Below are 21791 nucleotides of genomic sequence, written 5' to 3'. Positions count from 1 at the left end.
CCTGAAGCGCTCATGCTATCTATGTCCTTGAGCAAAGCGGCGCATCCGGCGCCTGCCCGTTAAGGAAATGTCCCATGCGGCACCACGGCATCCATCACGTCACGGTCATTGCGGGTCCGGCCCGCCGCAACCTCGATTTCTACACCCGGGTTCTCGGCCTGCGCCTCGTCAAGAAGACCGTGAACTTCGACGATCCCGGCACCTATCATTTCTATTTCGGCGACAGCGTCGGCAGTCCGGGCTCCACACTCACCTTCTTCCCCTGGGAGCATGTGGCGCCGGGACGGACAGGCATCGGCACCACGCAGGAAACCGCCTTCCGCGTGCCGGAAAATGCCCTCGGCTACTGGGCGCATCGCTTCATCGAGCAGGGTGTCGAGCACGGCGCGCTGGAGAAGCGCTTTGGCCAGAGCGTGCTGCCCTTCAAGGACCCGCACAGCACGAGCCTCGCCCTTGTCGGCATCGCAGATGCCACGACGGACAATGCCTGGACGAGCGGCGACATTCCGACGGAACACGCCATTCAGGGCTTGGAAGGCGTGACCCTTCTCGTCGAGAACGGCGAGCCCACGGGCGCGATCCTCACCGATGTCCTCGGCTTCCGCGAAACGGCGCGCGAGGGATCCCTCGTCCGCTACAAAGGCGATGCCACCCTCGGCAGCATCGTCGATGTCCGCAGCGCCGGAGGCTTCCTGCCCGGCCGCACGGGCGGCGGCACCGTCCATCACATCGCGTTTCGCGCAGCCGATGATGCGCATCAGGCCGAGATGGTGCGAAAGCTTGTCGAGAAGCATGGGCTTCACCCGACGGAGCAGAAGGACCGCAATTACTTTCGCTCGGTCTATTTCCGCGAACCGAACGGCATTCTCTTCGAGATCGCGACCGATGGTCCGGGCTTCGATGCGGATGAAGCGCAGGAAGGTCTCGGGAGTGAGCTGAAGCTGCCCGGTTTCTTGGAAGAACGGCGCAGCGAAATCGAGGCACATTTGCCGGCGCTGACTTAAAACCCTCTCCCGCAAAKGGGAGAGGGGCAAGGCGTCGAGCATCACAACGGAATGTTGTCGTGCTTCTTCCAGGGCCGCTCGGTTTCCTTGTGCCGCAGCATCGCCAAGGCCCGCGCGATCCGCCGACGCGTCGAATGCGGCATGATCACCTCGTCGATGTAGCCGCGCTCGGCGGCGACGAAGGGTGACATGAAGCGGTCCTCGTATTCCTTGGTGCGGGCGGCAATCTTGTCCGCGTCACCAATGTCCTGGCGGAAGATGATTTCCACCGCGCCCTTGGCGCCCATCACGGCGATCTGCGCGGTGGGCCAGGCATAATTGACGTCGCCGCCGATATGCTTTGAGGCCATCACGTCATAGGCGCCGCCGAAGGCCTTGCGCGTGATCACCGTCACCAGCGGCACGGTGGCCTCAGAATAAGCAAACAGCAGCTTCGCGCCGTGCTTGATGAGGCCGCCATATTCCTGCGCTGTGCCCGGCAGGAAGCCTGGCACGTCCTCGAAGGTGACGATCGGGATGCTGAAGGCATCACAGAACCGCACGAACCGCGCGGCCTTGCGCGAAGCGTCAGAGTCGAGAACGCCCGCCAGCACCATCGGCTGGTTAGCGACGAAGCCGACCGTGCGGCCTTCGATGCGGGCGAAGCCGGTGATGATGTTCCTCGCGTAGGATTCCTGGATCTCGAAGAAGTCGCCCTCGTCCACGACCTTCTGGATGAGTTCCTTCATGTCGTAGGGCTTGTTGGGATTATCCGGGATCAGGGTATCGAGGCTGTCGTCCGTGCGGTTCGGATCGTCGAAGCTCGGGATTTCCGGCACGCCGTCCATATTGTTGGCGGGCAGGAAATCGATGAGGCGGCGCACCTGAAGCAGCGCCTCCACATCGTTGTCATAGGCACCATCGGCCACGGAGGATTTGGTGGTGTGCACCTTCGCGCCGCCGAGTTCTTCCGAGGTCACGGTCTCGTTGGTGACGGTCTTCACCACGTCGGGACCGGTGACGAACATGTAGGAGCGATCGCGCACCATGAAGATGAAGTCGGTCATGGCAGGCGAATAGACGTCGCCGCCCGCACACGGCCCCATGATGACGGAGATCTGCGGGATCACGCCGGAGGCGATCACGTTGCGCTTGAACACCTCGCCATAGCCGCCGAGCGCCGCAACTCCCTCCTGAATGCGCGCGCCGCCCGCATCGAACAGGCCGACGATGGGAGCGCGCATCTTCAGCGCCATGTCCTGGATCTTGGTGATCTTCTGGGCATGGGCCTCGGAGAGCGAGCCGCCGAACACCGTGAAATCCTTGGCGAAGACAAAGACCGTGCGGCCATTGACGGTGCCCCAGCCAGTCACGACGCCGTCACCGGGAATCTTGGCCTTGTCCATGCCGAAATCGGTGGAGCGGTGCTCGACGAACATGTCGAACTCCTCGAACGAGCCTTTATCGAGCAAAAGCTCGATGCGCTCGCGGGCCGTAAGCTTGCCTCGGGCGTGCTGCGCCTCGATGCGCTTCTCGCCGCCGCCGAGCCGGGCCTGGGCGCGCCTATCTTCAAGACGTTCGAGCATGTCCTTCATAGGGTCTTCCCTGACCTTGAGGGGAAAAGGTTCTCTCGCTTAGCACAGCCGTACGTCCCTCAAAATCCCACTAACGGCGTGTGTTCCACAGCACTTTACGGCCGAGGTTCGGGCTCTAGAATTCAAAACATAATAACATTTTTCCAGTGCCTCGCCTGAAGGGGCAGATACAGGCTGTCGAGGATACCTCGATCTGGAAGCGCTGCGGCATCACTTTCCGCCGCCCATAAAGCTGTCTCGCGTAAGAAAAGACCGCCGGAGCCCCCTCTCGGCGGTCTTTTCTTATTGTGCGGTCGTGAGCCGATAGACTTCCGATGCGGCCCTGAAATCCGCCTCGCGCCTGCGCCGGCGCTCCATGGCTTCATAATCCTCGCCCCACACACTCTCCTGAAAGAGTTCGTCCACATGGGCCGCAGCCCACGCCTGATCGACATCGAGCGGCCCCTTGGCATGGGCGAGCGCGATCAGGACAGAGCCGGAAAGCGTCGTCATCACATGGAGAGCGGCCAGCGCGAAGGGCGAATCGACCCGCTCGATCAGGCTGCGAACCGCTGCAATGGCTTCATCCGGCTGGGTCACATGCATGACGCCTTCCGCCAGGGAGAAGCGGGCGCCATGCTCATCGCGCGCCCAATCGAGAATCGGGTTCCAGGCGGCATCCTGCGCTTGGGCGAGGCGCTCCGGCTCGCTTGACCGGTAATAGACCAGATCGGAACCGGCATAGCGCGCGAGATCGTCCACGACCTCGGCCTGACGCGGCGAGACCCCGTCGATGGCGGAATTCACGATGCGGGTGACCGGCATTGTGGCGGGGTCGATCTCGGCCTCCTGCCCAGCCCATTCCTGGGCCATGGCCTCGGCAAGGCCGCGTGTGGGCACGGCAAGCGCCTGCTTGCTCGGGGTCTTGGCCACCCGCCCGTCCAGGGTGAGGTGGAACAGGCCGTCCCGCTCCTCGACGCCCGCTTCCTTGTAGAAGCGCTTGGGCAAGGTGGGCTTCATGCCGGCCTGGGCCGCCCGCATGGGGTTCGGCTCGTCCTGTGATGGGAACCAGTCGCGAGAATCTGTCATGGGCGTGAGATAGGCTATCAGGCGGAAAGTTTCGAGGGTCTGCCGAGGAAAGCGTCCAGCACCGGATCAAGCTCCCCATAGCTGTCGACGATATGGGCTGCTCCCGCCTCGGTGAGCGCCGCCACCGGCTGGAAGCCCCAGGACACGCCCACCGGCAGAGCGCCGGCCGCGCGGGCCATCGCCATGTCGTAGCTGGAATCGCCAATCATGACTGTATCGTCCGGCGCGACGCCCACGGCTTCCATGGCCTGATGGATCATGGCCGGATGTGGCTTCGAGGGCGCATCGTCCGCCGTCTGGATGGTGGAGAAGATCTCACCCCTGCCATGCCGCTCCATGAGATGGGCGACGCCCCTTTGGGATTTGCCCGTCGCAATGCCGAGAACCACATCCTCCCGCTCCTTCAGCCAGGCGAGGCATTCGACGACGCCGGGAAAGACGGTCTCGTGATAGGCGGGGTCTTCGCGGAAGACCGAAAAGACGTCCTTATAGGCTTTGACCAAACCCTCGATGGGAGCTTTCGGCCCCAGCAGCACCATGAAGGCTTCCGCTAGGGACAGCCCGACGATGGAGAGCGAGCGCTCCCGGTTCGGCGGCTCCAGATCATACGTCAGGAAAGCTTCACGCAGGGATGCGACGATGATGTTCTGGCTGTCGACCAGCGTGCCGTCGACATCGAAAAGGACGAGCTTCACGTTAGGCGTCCAACCCGCTCAGTTCTGCGGGATCGTGGATTGACAGAACTGGGGCTTGTTGATGTTCCAGTTGCCACATTTGTCGCAGGCCGTTGCCAGAAAGCCGATGCCGACGACGAAAGCGGCTTGAACGATACGCTTCATACTCTGTGCCCCTATGCTGAGACGCTACCTTATTCAAATTCGAAGCTTTGCGCCAGCAGGCTTCCGCCTTCGGATATTCCTACGCCGCGCCAAGCTTCACGGGCGTAATTGGCATGGGTTCGGCCTACCGTTCCAAAACATGAAGCCTACTTACAAGCCGCAGCCATTCGCCGAGTGATTAGGCTGTGATCCTCACTCCGTGAACATTCATTGACGGAGGGTCACAAACTGCCGAAAAAGATTGATGGGACAAGAACCTGCCCGAGCATAGGTGAATGAACAAATCCGAGACCATCGACGCAGATGCCCTTCTGAAGAAGCTGGAAAAGCTTGAGCGTGAGAACCAAGCTCTGCGTGCCCAGCTGCAGGAAAAAACCGACAGCCCGACAGCCGTGTCGCGCATCGACACGCTGGAGGATTCGCGCGCCTTTCTGGCGGCCAGCGAGAGAAAGCTGCGCGACAGCGAGAAGAAGCTGCGGCAGATCACCGACAATATTCCCGCACTGATCGGTTACGTCGATGCGGAACAGCGCTACCGCTTCAACAACAGGGCCTACCAGACCTGGATGGGGCTCAGTCCTGAAAGCCTCTATGGCGTCACTCTGCTCGATGCCGTCGGCGAAAAAGCATATTCGCGCGTGAAGCCCTACATCGATACGGTTCTGTCCGGTAAGCGCACGGGCCACGAATGGTGGGCTCCGCTCTCCGGCGGCCTTCGCTACACCCGCTCGGAATACATCCCCGACTGCACCGAGGACGGAGAGGTTGTGGGCTTCTATGTGCTCGCCTCCGACCTGACGGAGTCGATGCGCTCGCAGCAGGCTCTCGCCGCGAGCGAAGGCCGGCTGCGCCTTGCCATCGACGCGGCCCGCATGGCGATCTGGGAATCCGACAATACGGCGCGCACGATCAAGTCGTCGCCGGAACTGAACCAGCTTCTCGGCTTCCCACCGGAAGCAACGCCCACGACGGATGAAATCCAAAACCGCTACGCGCCCGGCGAAAGAAAGCGTCTCCATCAGATTGCCCGGGAGGCKATCTCAGGAGGCGACCGCTATGTGGAAACAGAGCTCAAGATCATCTGGCCGGACGGCTCGCCGCGCTGGCTCCTGCTCCGCGCAGAGCTTCTCGGCGACACGAACGGCGTACCGACCCGCGCAGTCGGCGTCGCGCTCGATATCACGGAGCGCAGGAAGGCGGAGGAGCATCTCCGGCTTCTCATCAATGAGCTGAATCATCGCGTGAAGAATACGCTCACCACCGTGCAATCCATCACCACGCAGAGCCTGCGCAATGCCGAAACGGCGGCAGCGGCGCGAGATGCGGTGGAGGGACGGCTGTTTGCTCTCTCCAGGGCGCACGATGTGCTCACCCGCGAGAATTGGGATGGGGCTTACCTGCGCGAGGTCGTTCACAGGGCGCTCGAACCTTTCCAGGCCGCGCGCGGCGACCGGTTCGATGTATCCGGCACGGATATCCGCCTTCCGCCGCGCATCGCGCTCGCCCTTGCGATGGCGATCCAGGAACTAGGCACGAACGCGATGAAATACGGCGCTCTTTCCAGCGAAGACGGCCGCATCACCATCGATTGGAGCGTGATCGACAAGAGAGATCGGTCAAAGCTCTCGATGAAATGGCAGGAGTACGATGGCCCTCCCGTGGTCACTCCCGAACACCGCGGCTTCGGCACCCGCCTCATCGAACGCAGTCTCGCTCAGGAGCTGAACGGGTCCGTCGAGATCGACTTCGCGCCAAAGGGCGTGATCTGCACGATCAACGCGCCTTTGACGGCAAAAGACTGACAGTCAGGCGGCCGCCAGCTTCACCTCGTTCACGGCAACGATCCTGCGAACCTCATCGCCATCGATGGTCTCGTGATCGAGAAGGGCGTCGACGAGGGCATCGAGCCCGTCGCGGTTGTCCTCGATGCAGGCCTTCGCGGCGCTGTACATCTCTTCGATGATGCGGCGGATTTCCTGCTCCACCTCGCGGGGCAGGCTCTCGCCCGAGCGCGTGATTTTCACCATGCCGATGGTCGGGCTCATGCCCCATTCCGTGACCATGCGGGTCGCGATGTTGGTGGCGTGCGCAATGTCGCTCGCGGCGCCCGTCGTCACCTTGCGGGCGCCGAACACCACTTCCTCGGCGGCGCGGCCGCCCATGGCGACGATGAGATCGGCTTCGAGCTTCTCGACTGGGATGCAATAGCGGTCGTTTTCGGGCAGGCGCATGACGAGACCGAGGGCCTGGCCGTGCGGGATGATGGTGGCGCTATGCACCTTGTCGGAACCCGGTATCAGGCAGGCGCAAAGCGCATGTCCCGCCTCATGGACGGCGACGAGGCGACGCTCCTCGCTGGTGATCACGAGGGAGCGGCGCTCCAGGCCCATGATGATCTTGTTGCGGGCGGCCTCCAGGTGATCGCGGGTGATCTCCGCGACGCCCTCGCGGGCAGCGAAGATCGCGGCCTCGTTCAGGAGGTTGCCCAGATCGGCGCCCGAGAACCCAGGCGTGCCCCGCGCGACGGAACCGAGCTCCACGCATGCGGCAAGCTTCACATTTCGCGCATGCACGCCGAGAATCGCCTCGCGTCCCGTGATGTCGGGCAGGCCGATATGGACCTGACGGTCGAAGCGGCCTGGACGCAGCAGAGCGGGATCGAGCACATCGACCCGGTTCGTCGCTCCGATGACGATGACGCCGGAAGTCGTATTGAAGCCGTCCATCTCCACGAGGAGCTGGTTGAGGGTCGATTCAAACTCGCGATCCGCCGCCGAACCGCCACCACCGCGCTTGCGGCCGATGGCATCGATCTCGTCGATGAAGATCAGGCACGGAGCCTTCTTCCGCGCCTGTTCGAACAGCTTGGACACGCGCCCCTTCGCGATGCCGATGAGAGGCGCGGAGAAATCGCTGCCCGAAACCGCCATGAAGGAGACGCCCGCCTCGCCCGCCAGCGCCTTCGCGATCAGGGTCTTGCCGGTGCCGGGAGGACCGACCATCAGCACGCCTCTGGGAATGCGGGCTCCGACGATCTCGAAGGCTTTGGAATCGCTCAGGAAGGAAATCACCTCCTGAAGCTCGGCCTTGGCCTCATCCTGTCCCGCCACGTCATCGAAGCGGTCGGCAACATTCTTCACGCTGCGAGGCCAGCGGGAGGTCGGCTTGAAATCCGCCTGGATAGCGACGAGCGCCAGCACGGCGGCCACCATGATCAGCGAGACGAGAAAGCTCGCCGCGTGAGAGGCGTCGATGCCGGATTTCTTGAAATCCACTTCTGCCCCGGCGGCCGTGGCGCGCTCGATGGTCTGCGCGCTCAGGAGGGCGCTAGGCAAGCGGACGAAGGCTTCGCGCTGATCCATCCAGATGGTCAGCCCGCCCTCCTCCACCTGAACCTTGCTCACCTTGCCGGCTGCAAGCTCACGGGAGAAATCGGAATAGGCAATTTCATCGACATTGTCCGACAGGGTGAGCGGCACGGTCACTGCGGTGGCGACCACCAGCAGGGCCACGACGGCGGCGGAAATGGCTACGCTTTTCTTACGGAAAAGCCTTCTTGCCTTCTCAATCACGTTAGACACGGGAGCCCCCTAGAACGGCTGTCACTTTTTTCAATGAAGGCCGATGTCTAGTCTGTTTTGACGCAGTTCGCAGTACGGCGAAAAGGCACACCCGATTTGGAGGGGATCAAATTTAGTTCAGAAGGTCGTGATATTCCCGGTGCCGACGGATCCAGGCGTAAGCGTAGCCGCAGAGCGGCGTGATCTTGCGGCCCTCGGAGCGTGCGATCTCCGCCACACCTTGCATCAGATCGCCGGCAGCGCCCGTGCCCCGCAGCGGAACGGCCGCCTCCACATGGCGGATTACAAGGGAAGAATCGCGCCGCTCATAGGTCGCGAAGGCGAGCTGGCCATTGCGCTCAAGCTCGAAGCGGTGGCGATCCGGGTTGTCGCGAACTGCACTGCCCATTTGCTCAACATCCTGTGTCATAACATTCAGGATCAACGCACCCTCGCAGCGCCCGTTCCAGCATCCTTTTTAGGCTGATAGCCGCTTTTCCAGCCCGTCCTTCACCTCGGGCCACTCCTCACGGACGATGCTATAGACCGCCGTGTCGCGGATGTGCCCATCGGGCATGATCATGTGACGGCGCAGGATGCCGTCGAGCTTGGCGCCGAGCCGCTCGATGGCCGCCCGCGACTGGTCGTTGAGGGAGTGCGTGCGGATCTCGACCGCATTGCATCCCAGATCCTCGAAGGCATGCCGGAGCATCAGGAACTTAGCGTGCGTGTTGACAAAGGTGCGCTGCCAGGACTTGGCGATCCATGTGGTGCCGATCTCGACCCGGTGGTTGGCGGCGTCGATGTTCATGAAGCGGGTCGATCCCGCCACCTGATTGCCATCCCTGACCACGGTCGCGAAAGGAAGTGCGAGACCTGCCTCCTGCAACTTCAGCGCCTTCCTTACATAATCCTCGAATCCTTCAGGCCTGGGCACCGTCGTGGTCTTCTTCTCCCACAGCTCCCCATCGCGCGCGGCCTCGGCCAAAGCCGGGACGTAATCGAGGGTCAGGGGCTGGAGAGTGAGGCGATCCGTCGACAGGGTGACGGGAGCGACGTGAAGCATGGGCCGGGAGCCTTATGCGATGGGCTGACCCCTTCTTCATCGACGAGCTTGCAGCAACAGTCAAACAGGTCCGACCGGAGGACGGATTACGTCCTCCGGTCGCGTGGTCATATGCGGCGCTGTTTCAGCTCAGCAGGTAGATGATACCCGGCAGGCTGACGGCGAGGCTGGCGAGCGCCCAGGCTCCGATGGCGGAATGCCAGGCGGTGCTGCCCGTGCTGTTGCGCAATCTCCGGGCGAAGGAACCGGCTTCCGCCGTGTGCCCGCTGAGGCATGAGCACAGGGCGTAATGCGCCTGCCCGTCCGAGATTTCGAAATAGCGCATGACATCGCCGAGCCTATCGCTCTCGAGACCATCCGCCCTGAGAACCGGGTCCGCATAGGCAATGCTGAGCGGAGAATTATCCTCGCGGACGAGCGCCCGCTCCGCCGGCGGCTTGTACTCGATTTCACCAAGAGAATTGAGTCGGCGCGTCGGATCGCGTTCGAGAAGGTCGATCCAGCGTTGAAGTCGTTCCGGCTGGGTCAGAGTCCTCGGCTGAACGTCGGCGACGATACGGAGAGTGTCGAGATCCTTGTGTTCCATCGATCTCCTCCTTGCCAATGGCCCGCACGGCCCATCAGGCCGAACGAGTCGTGGCATGGTGCGCCGAACGCACGGCAAAAGTGCGACGGCGGAGGAGCCCGAAGGAGGTAACGCCCGCTCTACTCCTCGGGCGCTTCGACGATGGGATCATACTGGCTCGTATCGAAGCCGAGCAGGTTGAAGCTCTGCTGCATATGCGGCGGCAGCGGCGCGGTGACATCGATGGGCTTGCCCGTTCTCGGATGCGCGATGACGATGCGCCGCGCGAGCAGGTGCAGCTTGCTCTGGATGCCGCCGGGCAATTCCCAATTCTCGATGTCGAAATATTTCGGATCGCCGACGATGGGATGGCCGATATGGGCCGCGTGCGCGCGCAGCTGGTGCGTGCGCCCCGTAACCGGCTTCAGCGACAGCCATGCGAGCTTCTGCGCCGCCGTGTCGATGGTGGCGTAGTAGGTAAGCGCGTGGCTCGCGCCCTCATCGCCATGATGCGCCACCTTCATGCGGGAATCGCCTTCGTCGCCTTCCTTGGCGAGGTAGGTGGAGACCCTGCCCTGCCGCACGCGTGGCACGCCCGCCACCAGCGCCCAATAGATCTTGCGCGTGGTGCGGGCGCGGAAGGACTTCGCCATCGTGGACGCGGCAAAGCGCGTCTTCGCGATGACGAGGCAGCCTGCCGTGTCCTTATCGAGCCGGTGGACGAGGCGCGGCTTCTGCCCGTCAGCGTCCGTCATACATGCGAGCAGCCCGTCCACGTGCCGCGTGGTGCCCGAGCCGCCCTGCACGGCAAGCCCCATGGGCTTGTTGATGATGAGAACGTCCTTGTCCTCATAGAGCGTGATCGACTTCAGGAAGTCGAGATCGCTCTGGTCCTTCGCCGGGCTGCGGGAAACCGGTCGCGGCTGGTCGAGCTTCAGCGGCGGAATGCGAACCTTCTGCCCCGCGGTCAGGCGATCGTTGGGCTGGGCCCGTTTGCCGTCGACGCGCAGCTCGCCTTTACGGACGATGCGCTGGATATGGGTGAAGGCGAGCTGGGGAAAGCGCGCGACAAGGAAACGGTCGACGCGCATATCGGCCTCGTCCGGCTCGACCACCAGCGTCTGCACGCCGGTCGCCAGAACCTCCTGGGCCGCAGCCCTGGCTTGGGCGCGCGTAGGCTTGTTCGGTGCCTCGGCGGCGGCAGGCTTGGCTATCGCCTTCTCGACGGGCCGCTCACGCTTCTCCGATACCGGGCGCGCACGACTGGGGGCCTTTCCTGCCGCCTTGGCGGCGGCCTTCACGGCGCCTTCCTTGGCGGCCCTGCCCCCACGCACCGGCTTCTCCTCGCGCGAGCGAAAACCCTGCCGGGTGCCCGAGCGTCCGCCGCTGCGGGCGCCATTCTGTCCTGAACCATTCTTTCTCATGCGATGTGGGTAGCAGAGCGCCGCACCGGCGGCAATTCTCCTGAACGCTGACGAAGCAGGGCAAGCCTGCACAGAATCTAAGCGACGAGAGAGCGGACAGCGGCAAGCCCCACGAGGAGACCTGCAATCGACAGAAGAACGGACGCCGCCATATAGGCCCCTGCAAGGCCCAGCTGTCCGCGCTCCCAGATCAGCACTACATCGAGGGAGAAGGCGGAGAAGGTCGTGAAGCCGCCGAGAATGCCCGTTGTCAGGAACAGGCGCAGAGGCTGGCTCCATCCCTCCCCGGCCTTGAAGGCGAGCCACCCCGCGATGGCCCCCATGATGAATGACCCCATCACGTTCACCGTCATGGTGCCCCACGGAAATGCGGTGCCGCACAGGCGGGCGCAGCCGACATTCACCGCATGTCGAAGCGCCCCGCCTATACCGGCGCCGAGGAAGACGAGGAGATAAGCCTGCATAGCCTAGCAATTGGCCTTTTGCTGAAACATCTCCAGTTCCTGTAGCAGATTCTCCAGATCCTGCCCCTTCACCTGCGCTTTCAGGCGGCAAGCTTCGACTTTGTCACCGCTCATCAGGACGGCCCAGGCGAGATTCATGCGAGGCACCGCCCAACTCGGCATATCGACGACAGCTTTCTTGAGAAGCGGCACCGCATCAACGGGGCGTCCCGCCAGGAGAAACATCCGACCATGATCGGCGCTCAAGGAAGCAGCAGGCGACTTCATCCGGGCTGCGACCCGGTACAGCTCATCCGCATACTCGAAATCCCGGAAGCGATGGGCGACCACCATTGCGAAGCCATGATAGATGCCACTCTGCTGCGGATCGAGGAGATAGGCTTGGTTGAAGCGTTTCGCGGCCGTCGCGGGATCCCGGTCTTGCATGAAAGCTCGGCTGCCGCTCACGATGGCTAAGTTCGCCGCTTTCGCACGATCATACCCCTGTTGGAGAATGCCCGCGATCAACCGCTGATCTGCCGCCTTCTGCGCTTCGTTCTTCTCCACGAAGTTGAAGAAGGGCGCCTCGTTGCTCGGCACCGGATAGGTCTTACGGGTCACTGTGATCCCGGGTGCAACCTCAATCTTCTGAGCCTGAGCGATGGAAGGGACAAACAGCCCCAAGGCACACAGGATGATCGCAAATCGTATTGTCATGGCAGCCTCCCAGCTCCGCCGAGCTTAGCTTGAGGCTTGGCCATTTCAATACAATGTTACTCTTCCCGCTCGCGCCTGAGCTTTTCCCACCAGTCGAGACGCTTCTTCACCTCACGCTCGAAGCCCCGGTCCACCGGCTCGTAGAACTGCTGCCGCCCGAGCTTCTCCGGCCAGTAATCCTGGCCCGAGAAGGCATCCGGCTCGTCGTGATCGTAGCGATAGGTCGCGCCGTAGCCGATTGTCTTCATGAGCTTCGTGGGCGCGTTCAGGATGGTCTTGGGCGGCATGAGCGAACCGTGCTCCTTCGCCACCGCCGTCGCCGCCTTATAGGCGGTGTAGAGCGCGTTCGATTTCGGTGCGGTAGCGAGATAGACCGCGGCCTGAGCAAGCGCCAGTTCTCCTTCGGGCGAGCCGAGGAAATCGAAGGCGTCTTTGGCAGCGTTGGCAACTACCAGCGCCTGCGGATCGGCAAGGCCGATATCCTCCACCGCCATGCGCACGAGACGGCGGGCGATGAAGAGGCGATCCTCGCCCGCGTCCAACATGCGCGCGAGATAATAGAGCGCCGCATCTGGGTCGGAACCGCGGACAGTTTTGTGGAGCGCGGAGATCAGGTTGTAATGCCCCTCCTGCCCCTTGTCGTAGATCGGCGCGCGGCGCTGGATGATTTCCTGCAGCTGCTCCGCATCGAAGATCTCTTCCGGCTTCGCCGAGCGCCAGACCTCCTCGGCCAACGTCAGCACCGCTCGGCCATCACCATCCGCCATACGCACGAGAGAGGCGCGCGCCTCCTCGTCGRGCGCAAGGGATTTTCCGGTGATCTCCTCGGCTCTTAGAAGGATTTTCTGAATCGCTTCCTCATCGAGCGACTTGAACAGCAGCACCCGCGCGCGGGAGAGCAGCGCCGCGTTCAGCTCGAAAGACGGGTTCTCCGTGGTCGCGCCCACGAGCGTGATCGTGCCATCTTCCATGACGGGCAGGAAGGCATCGAGCTGGGCGCGGTTGAAGCGATGGATCTCGTCCACGAACAGCAGCGTGCCCTTGCCCGTGGACCGGCGATGCCGGGCCGTTTCGAACATCTTCTTCAGGTCGGCAACACCGGAAAAGATCGCCGAGATCTGGTCGAAGTGAAGCTCGGTCTCATGGGCGAGCAGCCGCGCGACTGTGGTCTTGCCGGTGCCGGGCGGCCCCCAGAAGATCAGGGAGCCGAGGGATTTCGAGGCGATCAGGCGGGTGAGAATGCCGTCCGTCCCGACCAGATGATCCTGGCCGACGACTTCGGACAATTTCTGCGGCCGCATCCTGTCGGCCAGGGGCCGAGGGGCGTTCTGATCGAGGCCGGCGGATGAAAACAGGTCGCTCATGAGACTCACGAACTCGTAAAGGCGAGCCGATACAAATAGCTCATCCGCAGGCTGCCGTCGCGCTTATCGCCCGAGAACCGTGGTGAAGACGCGGCCGCCGCGATTGACGGTGATCTCCCAATAGCCGCCGGCGCGGTCGATCATGCGCTCTGCATCCTTGGTGGAGCTCAGACGTTCGCCATTGATGGCAACGATCTGGTCGCCCTTCTCGAAGCCGAGGCTTGCGGCAACGCTGCGTTCCTCGAGCTCCGCGACGACCACGCCGTCATCCCCGACTTCGACCTGTAATTCGTCGGCAACCGCTGGCGACATGTTCACGAGGGTCGCCCCCGCGAACGGCGTGCGGGCGCGGCCCTTGACCGGATCCCGCGAGGGCGTCTCCGGCGGGGGCGTAAGCTTGACCTGGATATTGCTCTGCTTGCCGCCGCGCAGAATGGTGATCGGCACTTGGCCCTGTGTTCCCTTGAGGGTGAAGCGGTAGCCGAAGGAATCGGGGTTATCGATGGACTGGCCGTCCACCGAGAGAATGGCATCGCCTCGCTTCAAGCCGGCCTCGGCAGCCGGGCCTTTTTCATAAACCGATGTGACCAGAACGCCGGTGGGGCGCTCAAGGCCAAGGCCGGTCGCGATATCGCCGTCCACCGGCTGGAGGCGGGCGCCGAGCCAGGGACGGACCACGTTGCGGGCGCCACCCTTGGCGGAATTGAGCACTACGCGCACCATGCTGGAAGGCACGGCAAAGCCGATGCCGATGCTGCCGCCCGAGCGGGAATAGATCGCCGTGTTGATGCCGACCACGCGGCCGTTCATATCGATGAGCGCGCCGCCGGAATTGCCGGGATTGATGGCTGCATCCGTCTGGACAAAGAACTGGTAGTCGGAAATGCCGACCTGAGTGCGGGCAAGCGCCGAGACGATGCCCTGCGTCACCGTCTGCCCGACGCCGAAGGGGTTACCGATGGCCAGCACGATGTCACCCACCTGCAGGGCCTCGGAATCGCCGAGCTCGATGGCCTGCAGATTTGTGGCGTCCTTGAGCTTGAGCACCGCGATATCCGTGCGGGGATCACGCAGCACGATATCCGCCTCGAACTCGCGCCGGTCGGCGAGCGCCACTTTCACCTCGTTCATATTCTCGATGACGTGGTTGTTGGTGATGACGAGGCCGGAAGAATCGACGATGACGCCGGAGCCCAGCGAGCTCTGGCCCCGTCCGCGCGGAACGCCGGGCGCGTTGTCCCCGAAGAAGCGGCGGAAATACTCCTCCATGGCCGCGTTCTGCCTCCGCTCGGAGCGGGTGGCGTAAACATTGACCACCGAACCGGCAGTCTGCTTCACGACCGGCGCGAAGGACAGCTGGATCTGAGCCTTGCTCTCGGGAGCAACGCGCTGGGTCTGGGCCAAGGCGCTGGTAAAGGAGCCGCAGCACAGGACGAAGCTGAGGCACAGGCCGGGGAGCGCGCGAAGGGCTGATGGACGCATAGCTGCAGTTTCCTGTTGCAAAGGGAACGGAATAATCTGAATTCGAAAAAACGCAAAAGAGTTGACCTGCTTCGCTCACAAAATCTGCGGGCGGCATCGGACGCGCTGTCCTCCGCAAAGCTAAGGATATCCATGGAAAACGGTCTTCTGAAGCATTCTGAGCTTGTCTTCGCGGATGTGGAAACCACAGGCGTAGGCGCGGAAGATCGTGTCGTTTCCATTGGGCTCGTGAAGATATCGGCAGCGTCCGTTCAAACCGGCTCCCTGGAGGCGGAATGGATGTATCTTGTCTTCGATCCGGGGCGTGACAGCCATCCTCGCGCGGAGCAGATTCACGGTTTCTCGAACTGGGCGCTTCGGCACCAGGACGCCTTCAATGATCATGCCGAGACGATCTGGCAATTTCTGAACGAGACGCCGGTTGTTGTCGGCCACAATGTGAGCTTCGACGCCAAGTTCATCAGCCGGGAACTCTCCGCATCCGGCTTCCCGCCAATCGGCAGCTCCCTGTTCTGCACTCTCGCCGCTTATCGGCGCCGAGGGGTAACCCGCTCCGCATCACTGGACACGGCCTGTTCACAGATCGGCCTTACACGCATTGGACATACGCACGGAGCCTTGGAGGACGCCTGGCTCGCCATGTCGGTTTTCCTCTGGCTGCACGATTGTCCTTACCGCTTCCGCTTTCCCGAGGCGATGCACGGCGATCCGACCAACATGAAGCCAGTACCATCCCGGCCCCTGCGCTCCTCGCTGGCACGGCCGCACGGCAAGGTCGCTGATCTCATCAGGGCATAAGAAAAGGGCGGCCCGAGAGCCGCCCTTCATGAATTCTAGCTGGCGCAGAGGATTACTCAGCGGCCTCGACGAGCTCGTCCTTCTGGGTCGGACCGGAATCCTGGCCGCGCGCATCAACGTCGCGGTCCACGAACTCGATCACGGCCATCGGAGCGTTGTCGCCGTAGCGGAAACCGGCCTTCAGGACGCGGGTGTAGCCACCGTTACGCTCCTGGTAGCGCGGGCCGAGGACGGCGAAGAGCTTCTTCACCATGCCTTCGTCGCGCAGCTGGGACATGGCCTGACGGCGGGCATGCAGGTCGCCGCGCTTGCCGAGCGTGATCAGCTTCTCGACGACCGGACGCAGGTCCTTCGCCTTCGGGAGCGTGGTGATGATCTGCTCGTGCTTGATCAGGGCAGCCGCCATGTTGGCGAACATTGCCTTGCGGTGCTCGGTCGTGCGGTTGAAGCGACGACCACGAAATCCGTGACGCATTGGCTTTCTCCTAAATCTTCCGGCCGCCGTGCCAAGGTACGGCCGTCTCTTTAATTACCGCCGGTTTTCCGACGGGGTGATCGAAGCCGCCCATTCGTTCGAGGGGCGGCTTCGGAATTCTTAGTAGTGCTCTTCGAAGCGCTTCGCGAGATCTTCGATGTTCTCCGGCGGCCAGCCCGGCACGTCCATGCCGAGGTGCAGGCCCATGCCGGCCAGAACTTCCTTGATCTCATTCAGCGACTTGCGGCCGAAGTTCGGGGTGCGGAGCATTTCCGCCTCGGACTTCTGGATGAGGTCGCCGATATAGACGATGTTGTCGTTCTTCAGGCAGTTCGCCGAGCGGACCGACAGCTCGAGTTCGTCGACCTTCTTGAGCAGCGCCGGGTTGAACGGAAGCTGCGGCGCGGCGGCGGCAGCCTCTTCCTTGCGGGGCTCTTCGAAGTTTACGAAGACCTGGAGCTGATCCTGCAGGATGCGGGCGGCATAAGCCACGGCATCCTCAGGGGTCACGGCGCCGTTGGTCTCGACGGTCATGATGAGCTTGTCGTAGTCGAGAATCTGGCCCTCGCGGGTGTTCTCGATACGGTAGGACACCTTCTTGACCGGGCTGTACAGCGAGTCGACTGGGATCATGCCGATCGGGGCATCCTCAGCGCGGTTGCGCTCGGACGGCACATAGCCCTTGCCGGTATCGACGGTGAACTCCATGCGGATCTCGGCGCCCTCGTCGAGAGTGCAGAGCACCAGCTCGGGGTTCAGGATCTGCACGTCGCCAACGGTGTTGATATCGCCAGCGGTGACAGCACCGGGGCCGGTCTTGCGAAGCGTCATGCGCTTCGGGCCCTCGCCCWGCATCTTGATGGCGATCGTCTTCACGTTGAGGACGATATCCGTCACGTCCTCGCGGACGCCCGGGATGGAGGAAAACTCGTGCAGCACGCCGTCGATATGGATCGACGTCACCGCGGCGCCCTGGAGCGACGACAGCAGAACGCGACGCAGGGAGTTGCCGAGCGTCGTGCCGAAACCGCGCTCAAGCGGCTCAGCCACGACCGTCGCAATGCGCTTCGGATCGTCGCCGGGAGCAACTTCGAGCTTGTTCGGCTTAATCAGTTCTTGCCAGTTCTTTTGGATCACGGTCGACACCTTCTCTTAGCGAGTGGCGAATAGTTGATCGTCAGTCGTTGGTAGTTCGTGGTTGCCCGAGGCGAACGACAAACTACCAACCACTCTCGTTGTAGCTCGCGCGATTAGACGCGGCGACGCTTGCGCGGACGGCAGCCGTTGTGCGGGATCGGCGTCACGTCACGAATCGAGGTGACGGTGAAGCCTGCCGACTGGAGGGCGCGCAGCGCGGACTCACGGCCGGAGCCGGGACCGGAAAYTTCGACCTCGAGGGTGCGCATGCCGTGCTCGGAAGCCTTGCGGGCCGCATCTTCAGCGGCAACCTGCGCGGCGTACGGGGTCGACTTGCGCGAGCCCTTGAAGCCCATCGCGCCGRCCGAGGACCACGAGATCGTGTTGCCCTGGGCATCGGTGATGGTGATCATGGTGTTGTTGAACGAGGCGTTCACATGCGCCACGCCGGAGACGATATTCTTACGTTCGCGGCGGCGGACGCGGGTTGCTTCTTTAGCCATTCCAAAGGTCCTTCAAACGCGCCCGTCATGCCAGGCGCTCGGGAGATAAGGGCCACCCGGAGGGGTGGCCGCTGAAAACTTATTTCTTCTTGCCGGCGATCGGCTTCGCCTTGCCCTTGCGGGTACGGGCGTTCGTGTGCGTGCGCTGGCCACGGGTGGGCAGGCTGCGACGGTGACGAAGGCCACGGTAGGCGGCGAGATCCATGAGGCGCTTGATGTTCATGGACACTTCACGGCGAAGGTCACCTTCCACGATATAGTCGCGGTCGATGGTCTCGCGGATTGCCAGAACTTCGGCGTCGGTCAGCTGGTTCACGCGGCGCTCGGCCGGGATGTTGACCTTCTCGACGATCTCTTGGGCCTTCTTGGCGCCAATGCCGTGGATGTACTGAAGCGCGATCACAACGCGCTTGGCTGTCGGGATGTTGACGCCTGCTATACGGGCCATCGTCTGTCTCCATGTGTCGAAGCCTGAGCTTCCGTTGATGTTATCGCGCGTCCGGTGGAGGCCGGCCCATGCGCGGGTTTATTGCGAACGCAACAAGCCAGAGTGGTTCCTCACGAAACCCTCTGGATATGCAGGTTCTTGTGCAAGAGGCATGCCCGTAACGGGTTTAAGCCCGTTCGTCAAGCCCCCTATCCCTTAGCAACCCAGGATTCCCTTGACCGCTTCGGTGACTTCGTCGATGGGCCGCATGCCATCCACGGTCTTCAGTGTCGCCTTGCCCTGGTAATAGGCCGAAAGCGGAGCCGTTTGAGTCCGGTAGGCTTCGAGGCGGGTCTTGAAGATGTCGGGGTTGTCGTCCTTGCGGACTGGCTCGCCCCGGGCCTCGGTTTCCCTGGCCCGCTTGACGATACGCTCAACCAGTTCGCCCTCGTTGACCTTGAACTCGATGACCGCATCGAGCTTCAGGCCCTTCTCGGCCAGCATGGCGTCGAAGGCCTCGGCCTGCGCTACGGTCCGGGGAAAGCCGTCGAGGATGAAGCCCTGCCTGGCGTCCGCCTCTTCGATCCGGTCGGCGATGATGCCGACGACGATATCGTCCGACACCAGATCGCCCCGGTCCATCACAGCCTTGGCCTTGAGGCCCACCGGCGTGCCGGCAGCCACCGCTGCGCGGAGCATATCGCCGGTCGAGAGCTGGGGAATTCCCAGGCGCTCGACCAGACGCACGGCCTGGGTGCCTTTGCCGGCCCCAGGCGGCCCCAGCAGGATGATCCTCATCGACGTCCCCCTCACACTTATCTCAGGTGCCCTCGCCTCGCCCGGCGTGGAACCCGCTTTTACCGCCGCCGCGCGCCCTTGAGCTTCGCCTTCTTCACGAGACCCTCATACTGGTGAGCCAGCAGATGTCCATGAACCTGGGCCACGGTGTCCATGGTAACAGACACAACGATCAGAAGCGAAGTACCGCCAAAGTAGAATGGCAGGGCTGCATATGACACCAGAAGCTCTGGAATCAGGCAGATGATGACGAGATAGGCTGCACCAAGAACCGTGATGCGAGTCAACACCTGATCGATGAAATCGGCGGTCCGCTCGCCGGGACGGATGCCCGGAATGAAGCCGCCTTGCTTCTTCAGGTTGTCCGCGGTCTCGGTCGGGTTGAACACGATGGCCGTGTAGAAGAACGCGAAGAACACGATCAGCGCCGCATACATGAACATGTAGGCGGGCCGGCCATGGCCCAGATAGGTCGTGAGTGTCGAGATAATGCCGGTACCGTCCGCGCTGCTCTGGAAGCTGGCGATAGTGGCTGGCAGCAGCAGCAGCGAGGAGGCGAAGATCGGCGGAATCACGCCCGAGGTGTTTAGCTTGAGCGGCAGGAACGAGGTCTGCCCCTCATACATCCGGTTGCCGACCTGGCGCTTCGGGTAGTTGATCAACAGGCGGCGCTGGGCGCGCTCCATGAACACCACGAAGTAGATGATCGCGATGGCCATGGCGATCACGCCGATGATCAGGCCGGTCGAGATCGCGCCCTGACGGCCGAGTTCGAGGGTGCCGGCGATGGCCGTGGGTAGATTCGCCACGATGCCCGCGAAGATAATCAGCGAGGTGCCGTTACCGATGCCGCGCGAAGTGATCTGCTCGCCGAGCCACATGAGGAACATGGTGCCGCCGGTCAGCGTGATCACCGTGGAGATCAGGAAGAACGGGCCAGGCGAGAGCACGATGTTGCCGGAGCCCTGCAATCCCACCGCGATGCCCCAGGATTGGAAGAGCGCGAGGAAGACCGTCAGGTAGCGGGTGTATTGGTTGAGGATCTTGCGGCCGGACTCCCCTTCCTTCTTCAGCCCCTCGAGAGAGGGCAGAACGGAGGTGAGAAGTTGCACGATGATCGATGCCGAGATGTACGGCATGATGTTCAGGGCGAAGATCGCCATGCGCTCGACGGCGCCGCCCGAGAACATGTTGAAGAGGCCGAGAACGCCACCGCTGGCGCCCTGGAAGCTCTGACGAAGAGCCTCCGGATCGATGCCGGGCAGCGGAATGTAGGTACCAAGGCGATAGATGATGAGCGCGCCGAGGGTGAACCAAATGCGCTTCTTCAATTCCTCGGCTTTGGCGATCGAACCGAAATTGATGTTTGCGGCTAGTTGCTCGGCTGCTGAAGCCATGTTTCGTCCCCGAAATACCCAAGCATGACCGACCTCAAGGACCCGTTGTCCRATCCGACCATGCAAACCTGAGAGGCATTTGCTTGATTGTGCTTCCAGGAAGCGCAGTCAAACGGAAAAATTCTGAACTCACAACACACAAACGGCGGCCACGCGATCAGACGCGGGCCGCCGCTTGGATCTTGATTAATGTGGGCGCTGGCTCACGCCTGCGCAACGGCGCCCAGAAGGGTCACCGAACCACCAGCCTTCTCGATCGCCTCGACGGCCGACTTGGACGCGCCGTGGACCTGGAAGGACAGCTTAGCCTTGAGCTCGCCGACGCCGAGGATCTTCACGCCGTCGCGCGGCTTGGAGACAACACCGGCGGCAACCAGCGACTCGACGGTAACCGCAGCGGCCTTGTCGAGCTTGCCGGCCTCGATGGCCTGCTGGATGCGACCGACATTGACCTCGTTGAGATCAATCGCGTTCGGCTTGTTGAAGCCGCGCTTCGGCAGACGACGATGCAGAGGCATCTGGCCGCCTTCGAAACCCTTGATCGCTACGCCCGAGCGGGACGTCTGTCCCTTGACGCCACGACCGCCGGTCTTGCCCTTGCCGGAGCCGATACCACGGCCGACACGCATGCGGTTCTTGGTGGAACCTTCGTTGTCACGAATTTCATTCAGTTTCATGACGCTCTCCTCACTGCCCGTCGACAACGCGCACGAGGTGCTTGACCTTCTCGATCATGCCACGCACGGACGGCGTGTCTTCGAGGGTCGAGGTGCGGTGAAGCTTGTTGAGCTTGAGACCGATCAGCGTCTGACGCTGCTTGGACTCGCGGCGGATCGGCGAACCGATCTGCTCAACGGTGATGGTTGTTGCTGCAGCTGCAGGCTTCTTTGCCATGTTGGAAGCCCCCCTTACGCATCAGCGCCGAGGTCGGCGGACGCATCGGCGTCACGACGACGAGCCTGCAGCGTCGAGACCTTCAGGCCACGGCGAGCAGCCACGGAACGCGGGCTGTCCTCGTTCTTGAGCGCGTCGAACGTCGCGCGAACGAGGTTGTAGGGGTTGGACGAGCCGAGCGACTTGGACACGACGTCCTGCATGCCGACCGCCTCGAAGACGGCGCGCATCGGGCCGCCGGCGATGATGCCGGTAC

24 protein-coding genes and 1 pseudogene are annotated in these 21791 nt (G+C 62.7%); 3 read left to right on the top strand and 22 right to left on the bottom strand.

What is annotated here, in order from left to right; genetic code table 11:
- Nucleotides 1-74 precede the first annotated feature (74 nt).
- A complete protein-coding gene (locus ACXJKO_RS16635; protein WP_457092200.1) occupies nt 75-1004 on the top strand; it encodes a ring-cleaving dioxygenase in 930 nt (309 codons plus the stop codon).
- Nucleotides 1005-1045: 41 nt separating this feature from the next.
- Here ACXJKO_RS16635 and ACXJKO_RS16630 read toward each other — a convergent pair whose 3' ends face one another.
- The 4 genes from ACXJKO_RS16630 to ACXJKO_RS16615 form a co-directional block, all read right to left on the bottom strand.
- Entirely contained in the window at nt 1046-2578 is a 1533-nt protein-coding gene (locus ACXJKO_RS16630) for an acyl-CoA carboxylase subunit beta (protein ID WP_457092199.1), read from the bottom strand.
- Nucleotides 2579-2860: 282 nt separating this feature from the next.
- Nucleotides 2861-3646, bottom strand: coding sequence for an ATP12 family chaperone protein (locus ACXJKO_RS16625; RefSeq protein ID WP_457092198.1), 786 nt, complete (start codon nt 3644-3646; stop codon nt 2861-2863).
- A gap of 17 nt (nt 3647-3663) precedes the next feature.
- Nucleotides 3664-4341, bottom strand: a complete 678-nt coding sequence (locus tag ACXJKO_RS16620) for an HAD-IA family hydrolase (RefSeq protein WP_457092197.1) — start codon at nt 4339-4341, stop codon at nt 3664-3666.
- Between the two features lie 18 nt (nt 4342-4359).
- On the bottom strand, nt 4360-4485 hold the full coding sequence (locus ACXJKO_RS16615) for a hypothetical protein (RefSeq protein WP_457092196.1): 126 nt from the start codon (nt 4483-4485) through the stop codon (nt 4360-4362).
- 275 nt (nt 4486-4760) lie between these two features.
- Between ACXJKO_RS16615 and ACXJKO_RS16610 the strand changes: the two genes are divergently transcribed.
- A complete protein-coding gene (locus tag ACXJKO_RS16610) occupies nt 4761-6287 on the top strand; it encodes a sensor histidine kinase (RefSeq protein ID WP_457092195.1) in 1527 nt (508 codons plus the stop codon).
- Nucleotides 6288-6290: 3 nt separating this feature from the next.
- Here the strand turns inward: ACXJKO_RS16610 and ftsH are convergent, their stop codons facing one another.
- From ftsH to ACXJKO_RS16565, 9 genes are all read right to left on the bottom strand, one after another.
- Nucleotides 6291-8066, bottom strand: a complete 1776-nt coding sequence (gene ftsH, locus ACXJKO_RS16605; protein ID WP_457092194.1) for an ATP-dependent zinc metalloprotease FtsH — start codon at nt 8064-8066, stop codon at nt 6291-6293.
- Nucleotides 8067-8178: 112 nt separating this feature from the next.
- Nucleotides 8179-8454: a GNAT family N-acetyltransferase gene (locus ACXJKO_RS16600; RefSeq protein ID WP_457092193.1), complete on the bottom strand. Its 276-nt coding sequence runs from the start codon at nt 8452-8454 to the stop codon at nt 8179-8181.
- 69 nt (nt 8455-8523) lie between these two features.
- Complete coding sequence (locus ACXJKO_RS16595; RefSeq protein WP_457092192.1) at nt 8524-9111, bottom strand: GNAT family N-acetyltransferase; 588 nt, start codon at nt 9109-9111, stop codon at nt 8524-8526.
- A 124-nt stretch (nt 9112-9235) separates the two neighbouring features.
- Nucleotides 9236-9697: a hypothetical protein gene (locus ACXJKO_RS16590; RefSeq protein WP_457092191.1), complete on the bottom strand. Its 462-nt coding sequence runs from the start codon at nt 9695-9697 to the stop codon at nt 9236-9238.
- Between the two features lie 119 nt (nt 9698-9816).
- On the bottom strand, nt 9817-11100 hold the full coding sequence (locus ACXJKO_RS16585) for an RluA family pseudouridine synthase (RefSeq protein ID WP_457092190.1): 1284 nt from the start codon (nt 11098-11100) through the stop codon (nt 9817-9819).
- A 77-nt stretch (nt 11101-11177) separates the two neighbouring features.
- Nucleotides 11178-11564 (bottom strand): fluoride efflux transporter CrcB, encoded by a 387-nt coding sequence (gene crcB / locus ACXJKO_RS16580; RefSeq protein WP_457092189.1) that lies wholly within the window; start codon nt 11562-11564, stop codon nt 11178-11180.
- Between the two features lie 3 nt (nt 11565-11567).
- Entirely contained in the window at nt 11568-12260 is a 693-nt protein-coding gene (locus ACXJKO_RS16575; RefSeq protein WP_457092188.1) for a tetratricopeptide repeat protein, read from the bottom strand.
- A gap of 56 nt (nt 12261-12316) precedes the next feature.
- Nucleotides 12317-13624 carry a replication-associated recombination protein A gene (locus ACXJKO_RS16570; RefSeq protein WP_457092187.1) on the bottom strand — a complete coding sequence of 436 codons (1308 nt, stop codon included), beginning with the start codon at nt 13622-13624 and terminating at the stop codon, nt 12317-12319.
- 63 nt (nt 13625-13687) lie between these two features.
- On the bottom strand, nt 13688-15106 hold the full coding sequence (locus ACXJKO_RS16565; protein ID WP_457092186.1) for a Do family serine endopeptidase: 1419 nt from the start codon (nt 15104-15106) through the stop codon (nt 13688-13690).
- A gap of 132 nt (nt 15107-15238) precedes the next feature.
- Here ACXJKO_RS16565 and ACXJKO_RS16560 point away from each other — a divergent pair, with 132 nt between their 5' ends.
- The gene (locus tag ACXJKO_RS16560) at nt 15239-15904 is read left to right on the top strand and encodes a 3'-5' exonuclease (RefSeq protein WP_457092185.1); all 666 of its coding nucleotides are present in this window, start codon (nt 15239-15241) and stop codon (nt 15902-15904) included.
- Between the two features lie 52 nt (nt 15905-15956).
- Here ACXJKO_RS16560 and rplQ read toward each other — a convergent pair whose 3' ends face one another.
- The 9 genes and pseudogenes from rplQ to ACXJKO_RS16515 form a co-directional block, all read right to left on the bottom strand.
- Complete coding sequence (gene rplQ / locus ACXJKO_RS16555; protein ID WP_457092184.1) at nt 15957-16379, bottom strand: 50S ribosomal protein L17; 423 nt, start codon at nt 16377-16379, stop codon at nt 15957-15959.
- A gap of 120 nt (nt 16380-16499) precedes the next feature.
- Nucleotides 16500-17525 (bottom strand): DNA-directed RNA polymerase subunit alpha, encoded by a 1026-nt coding sequence (locus tag ACXJKO_RS16550; protein ID WP_457092183.1) that lies wholly within the window; start codon nt 17523-17525, stop codon nt 16500-16502.
- Nucleotides 17526-17629: 104 nt separating this feature from the next.
- Nucleotides 17630-18019 carry a 30S ribosomal protein S11 gene (gene rpsK / locus ACXJKO_RS16545; RefSeq protein ID WP_457092182.1) on the bottom strand — a complete coding sequence of 130 codons (390 nt, stop codon included), beginning with the start codon at nt 18017-18019 and terminating at the stop codon, nt 17630-17632.
- 79 nt (nt 18020-18098) lie between these two features.
- Nucleotides 18099-18467 carry a 30S ribosomal protein S13 gene (gene rpsM / locus ACXJKO_RS16540; protein WP_457092181.1) on the bottom strand — a complete coding sequence of 123 codons (369 nt, stop codon included), beginning with the start codon at nt 18465-18467 and terminating at the stop codon, nt 18099-18101.
- 195 nt (nt 18468-18662) lie between these two features.
- Nucleotides 18663-19244, bottom strand: a complete 582-nt coding sequence (locus ACXJKO_RS16535) for an adenylate kinase (protein WP_457092180.1) — start codon at nt 19242-19244, stop codon at nt 18663-18665.
- 59 nt (nt 19245-19303) lie between these two features.
- Nucleotides 19304-20641: a preprotein translocase subunit SecY gene (secY, locus tag ACXJKO_RS16530; RefSeq protein ID WP_457092179.1), complete on the bottom strand. Its 1338-nt coding sequence runs from the start codon at nt 20639-20641 to the stop codon at nt 19304-19306.
- A gap of 203 nt (nt 20642-20844) precedes the next feature.
- Nucleotides 20845-21318, bottom strand: a complete 474-nt coding sequence (gene rplO, locus ACXJKO_RS16525; protein WP_457092178.1) for a 50S ribosomal protein L15 — start codon at nt 21316-21318, stop codon at nt 20845-20847.
- A gap of 10 nt (nt 21319-21328) precedes the next feature.
- Nucleotides 21329-21535 (bottom strand): 50S ribosomal protein L30, encoded by a 207-nt coding sequence (gene rpmD, locus ACXJKO_RS16520; RefSeq protein WP_457092177.1) that lies wholly within the window; start codon nt 21533-21535, stop codon nt 21329-21331.
- Nucleotides 21536-21549: 14 nt separating this feature from the next.
- Nucleotides 21550-21791, bottom strand: a pseudogene (locus ACXJKO_RS16515) (30S ribosomal protein S5); the annotation flags it as partial.

This window comes from Microvirga sp. P5_D2, from assembly GCF_054049475.1.
Note: the sequence above shows the minus strand (reverse complement) of the source record. Positions and strands in the feature narration are given on the sequence as shown.

What these genes read in the sequence shown, in the direction of transcription:
- ACXJKO_RS16635 (WP_457092200.1), top strand. Translation starts at nt 75, where the DNA reads ATGCGGCACCACGGCATCCATCACGTCACGGTCATTGCGGGTCCGGCC.
- ACXJKO_RS16630 (WP_457092199.1), bottom strand. Translation starts at nt 2,578, where the DNA reads ATGAAGGACATGCTCGAACGTCTTGAAGATAGGCGCGCCCAGGCCCGG.
- ACXJKO_RS16625 (WP_457092198.1), bottom strand. Translation starts at nt 3,646, where the DNA reads ATGACAGATTCTCGCGACTGGTTCCCATCACAGGACGAGCCGAACCCC.
- ACXJKO_RS16615 (WP_457092196.1), bottom strand. Translation starts at nt 4,485, where the DNA reads ATGAAGCGTATCGTTCAAGCCGCTTTCGTCGTCGGCATCGGCTTTCTG.
- ACXJKO_RS16600 (WP_457092193.1), bottom strand. Translation starts at nt 8,454, where the DNA reads ATGGGCAGTGCAGTTCGCGACAACCCGGATCGCCACCGCTTCGAGCTT.
- ACXJKO_RS16595 (WP_457092192.1), bottom strand. Translation starts at nt 9,111, where the DNA reads ATGCTTCACGTCGCTCCCGTCACCCTGTCGACGGATCGCCTCACTCTC.
- ACXJKO_RS16590 (WP_457092191.1), bottom strand. Translation starts at nt 9,697, where the DNA reads ATGGAACACAAGGATCTCGACACTCTCCGTATCGTCGCCGACGTTCAG.
- ACXJKO_RS16585 (WP_457092190.1), bottom strand. Translation starts at nt 11,100, where the DNA reads ATGAGAAAGAATGGTTCAGGACAGAATGGCGCCCGCAGCGGCGGACGC.
- crcB (WP_457092189.1), bottom strand. Translation starts at nt 11,564, where the DNA reads ATGCAGGCTTATCTCCTCGTCTTCCTCGGCGCCGGTATAGGCGGGGCG.
- ACXJKO_RS16575 (WP_457092188.1), bottom strand. Translation starts at nt 12,260, where the DNA reads ATGACAATACGATTTGCGATCATCCTGTGTGCCTTGGGGCTGTTTGTC.
- ACXJKO_RS16565 (WP_457092186.1), bottom strand. Translation starts at nt 15,106, where the DNA reads ATGCGTCCATCAGCCCTTCGCGCGCTCCCCGGCCTGTGCCTCAGCTTC.
- ACXJKO_RS16560 (WP_457092185.1), top strand. Translation starts at nt 15,239, where the DNA reads ATGGAAAACGGTCTTCTGAAGCATTCTGAGCTTGTCTTCGCGGATGTG.
- rplQ (WP_457092184.1), bottom strand. Translation starts at nt 16,379, where the DNA reads ATGCGTCACGGATTTCGTGGTCGTCGCTTCAACCGCACGACCGAGCAC.
- rpsM (WP_457092181.1), bottom strand. Translation starts at nt 18,467, where the DNA reads ATGGCCCGTATAGCAGGCGTCAACATCCCGACAGCCAAGCGCGTTGTG.
- ACXJKO_RS16535 (WP_457092180.1), bottom strand. Translation starts at nt 19,244, where the DNA reads ATGAGGATCATCCTGCTGGGGCCGCCTGGGGCCGGCAAAGGCACCCAG.
- secY (WP_457092179.1), bottom strand. Translation starts at nt 20,641, where the DNA reads ATGGCTTCAGCAGCCGAGCAACTAGCCGCAAACATCAATTTCGGTTCG.
- rplO (WP_457092178.1), bottom strand. Translation starts at nt 21,318, where the DNA reads ATGAAACTGAATGAAATTCGTGACAACGAAGGTTCCACCAAGAACCGC.
- rpmD (WP_457092177.1), bottom strand. Translation starts at nt 21,535, where the DNA reads ATGGCAAAGAAGCCTGCAGCTGCAGCAACAACCATCACCGTTGAGCAG.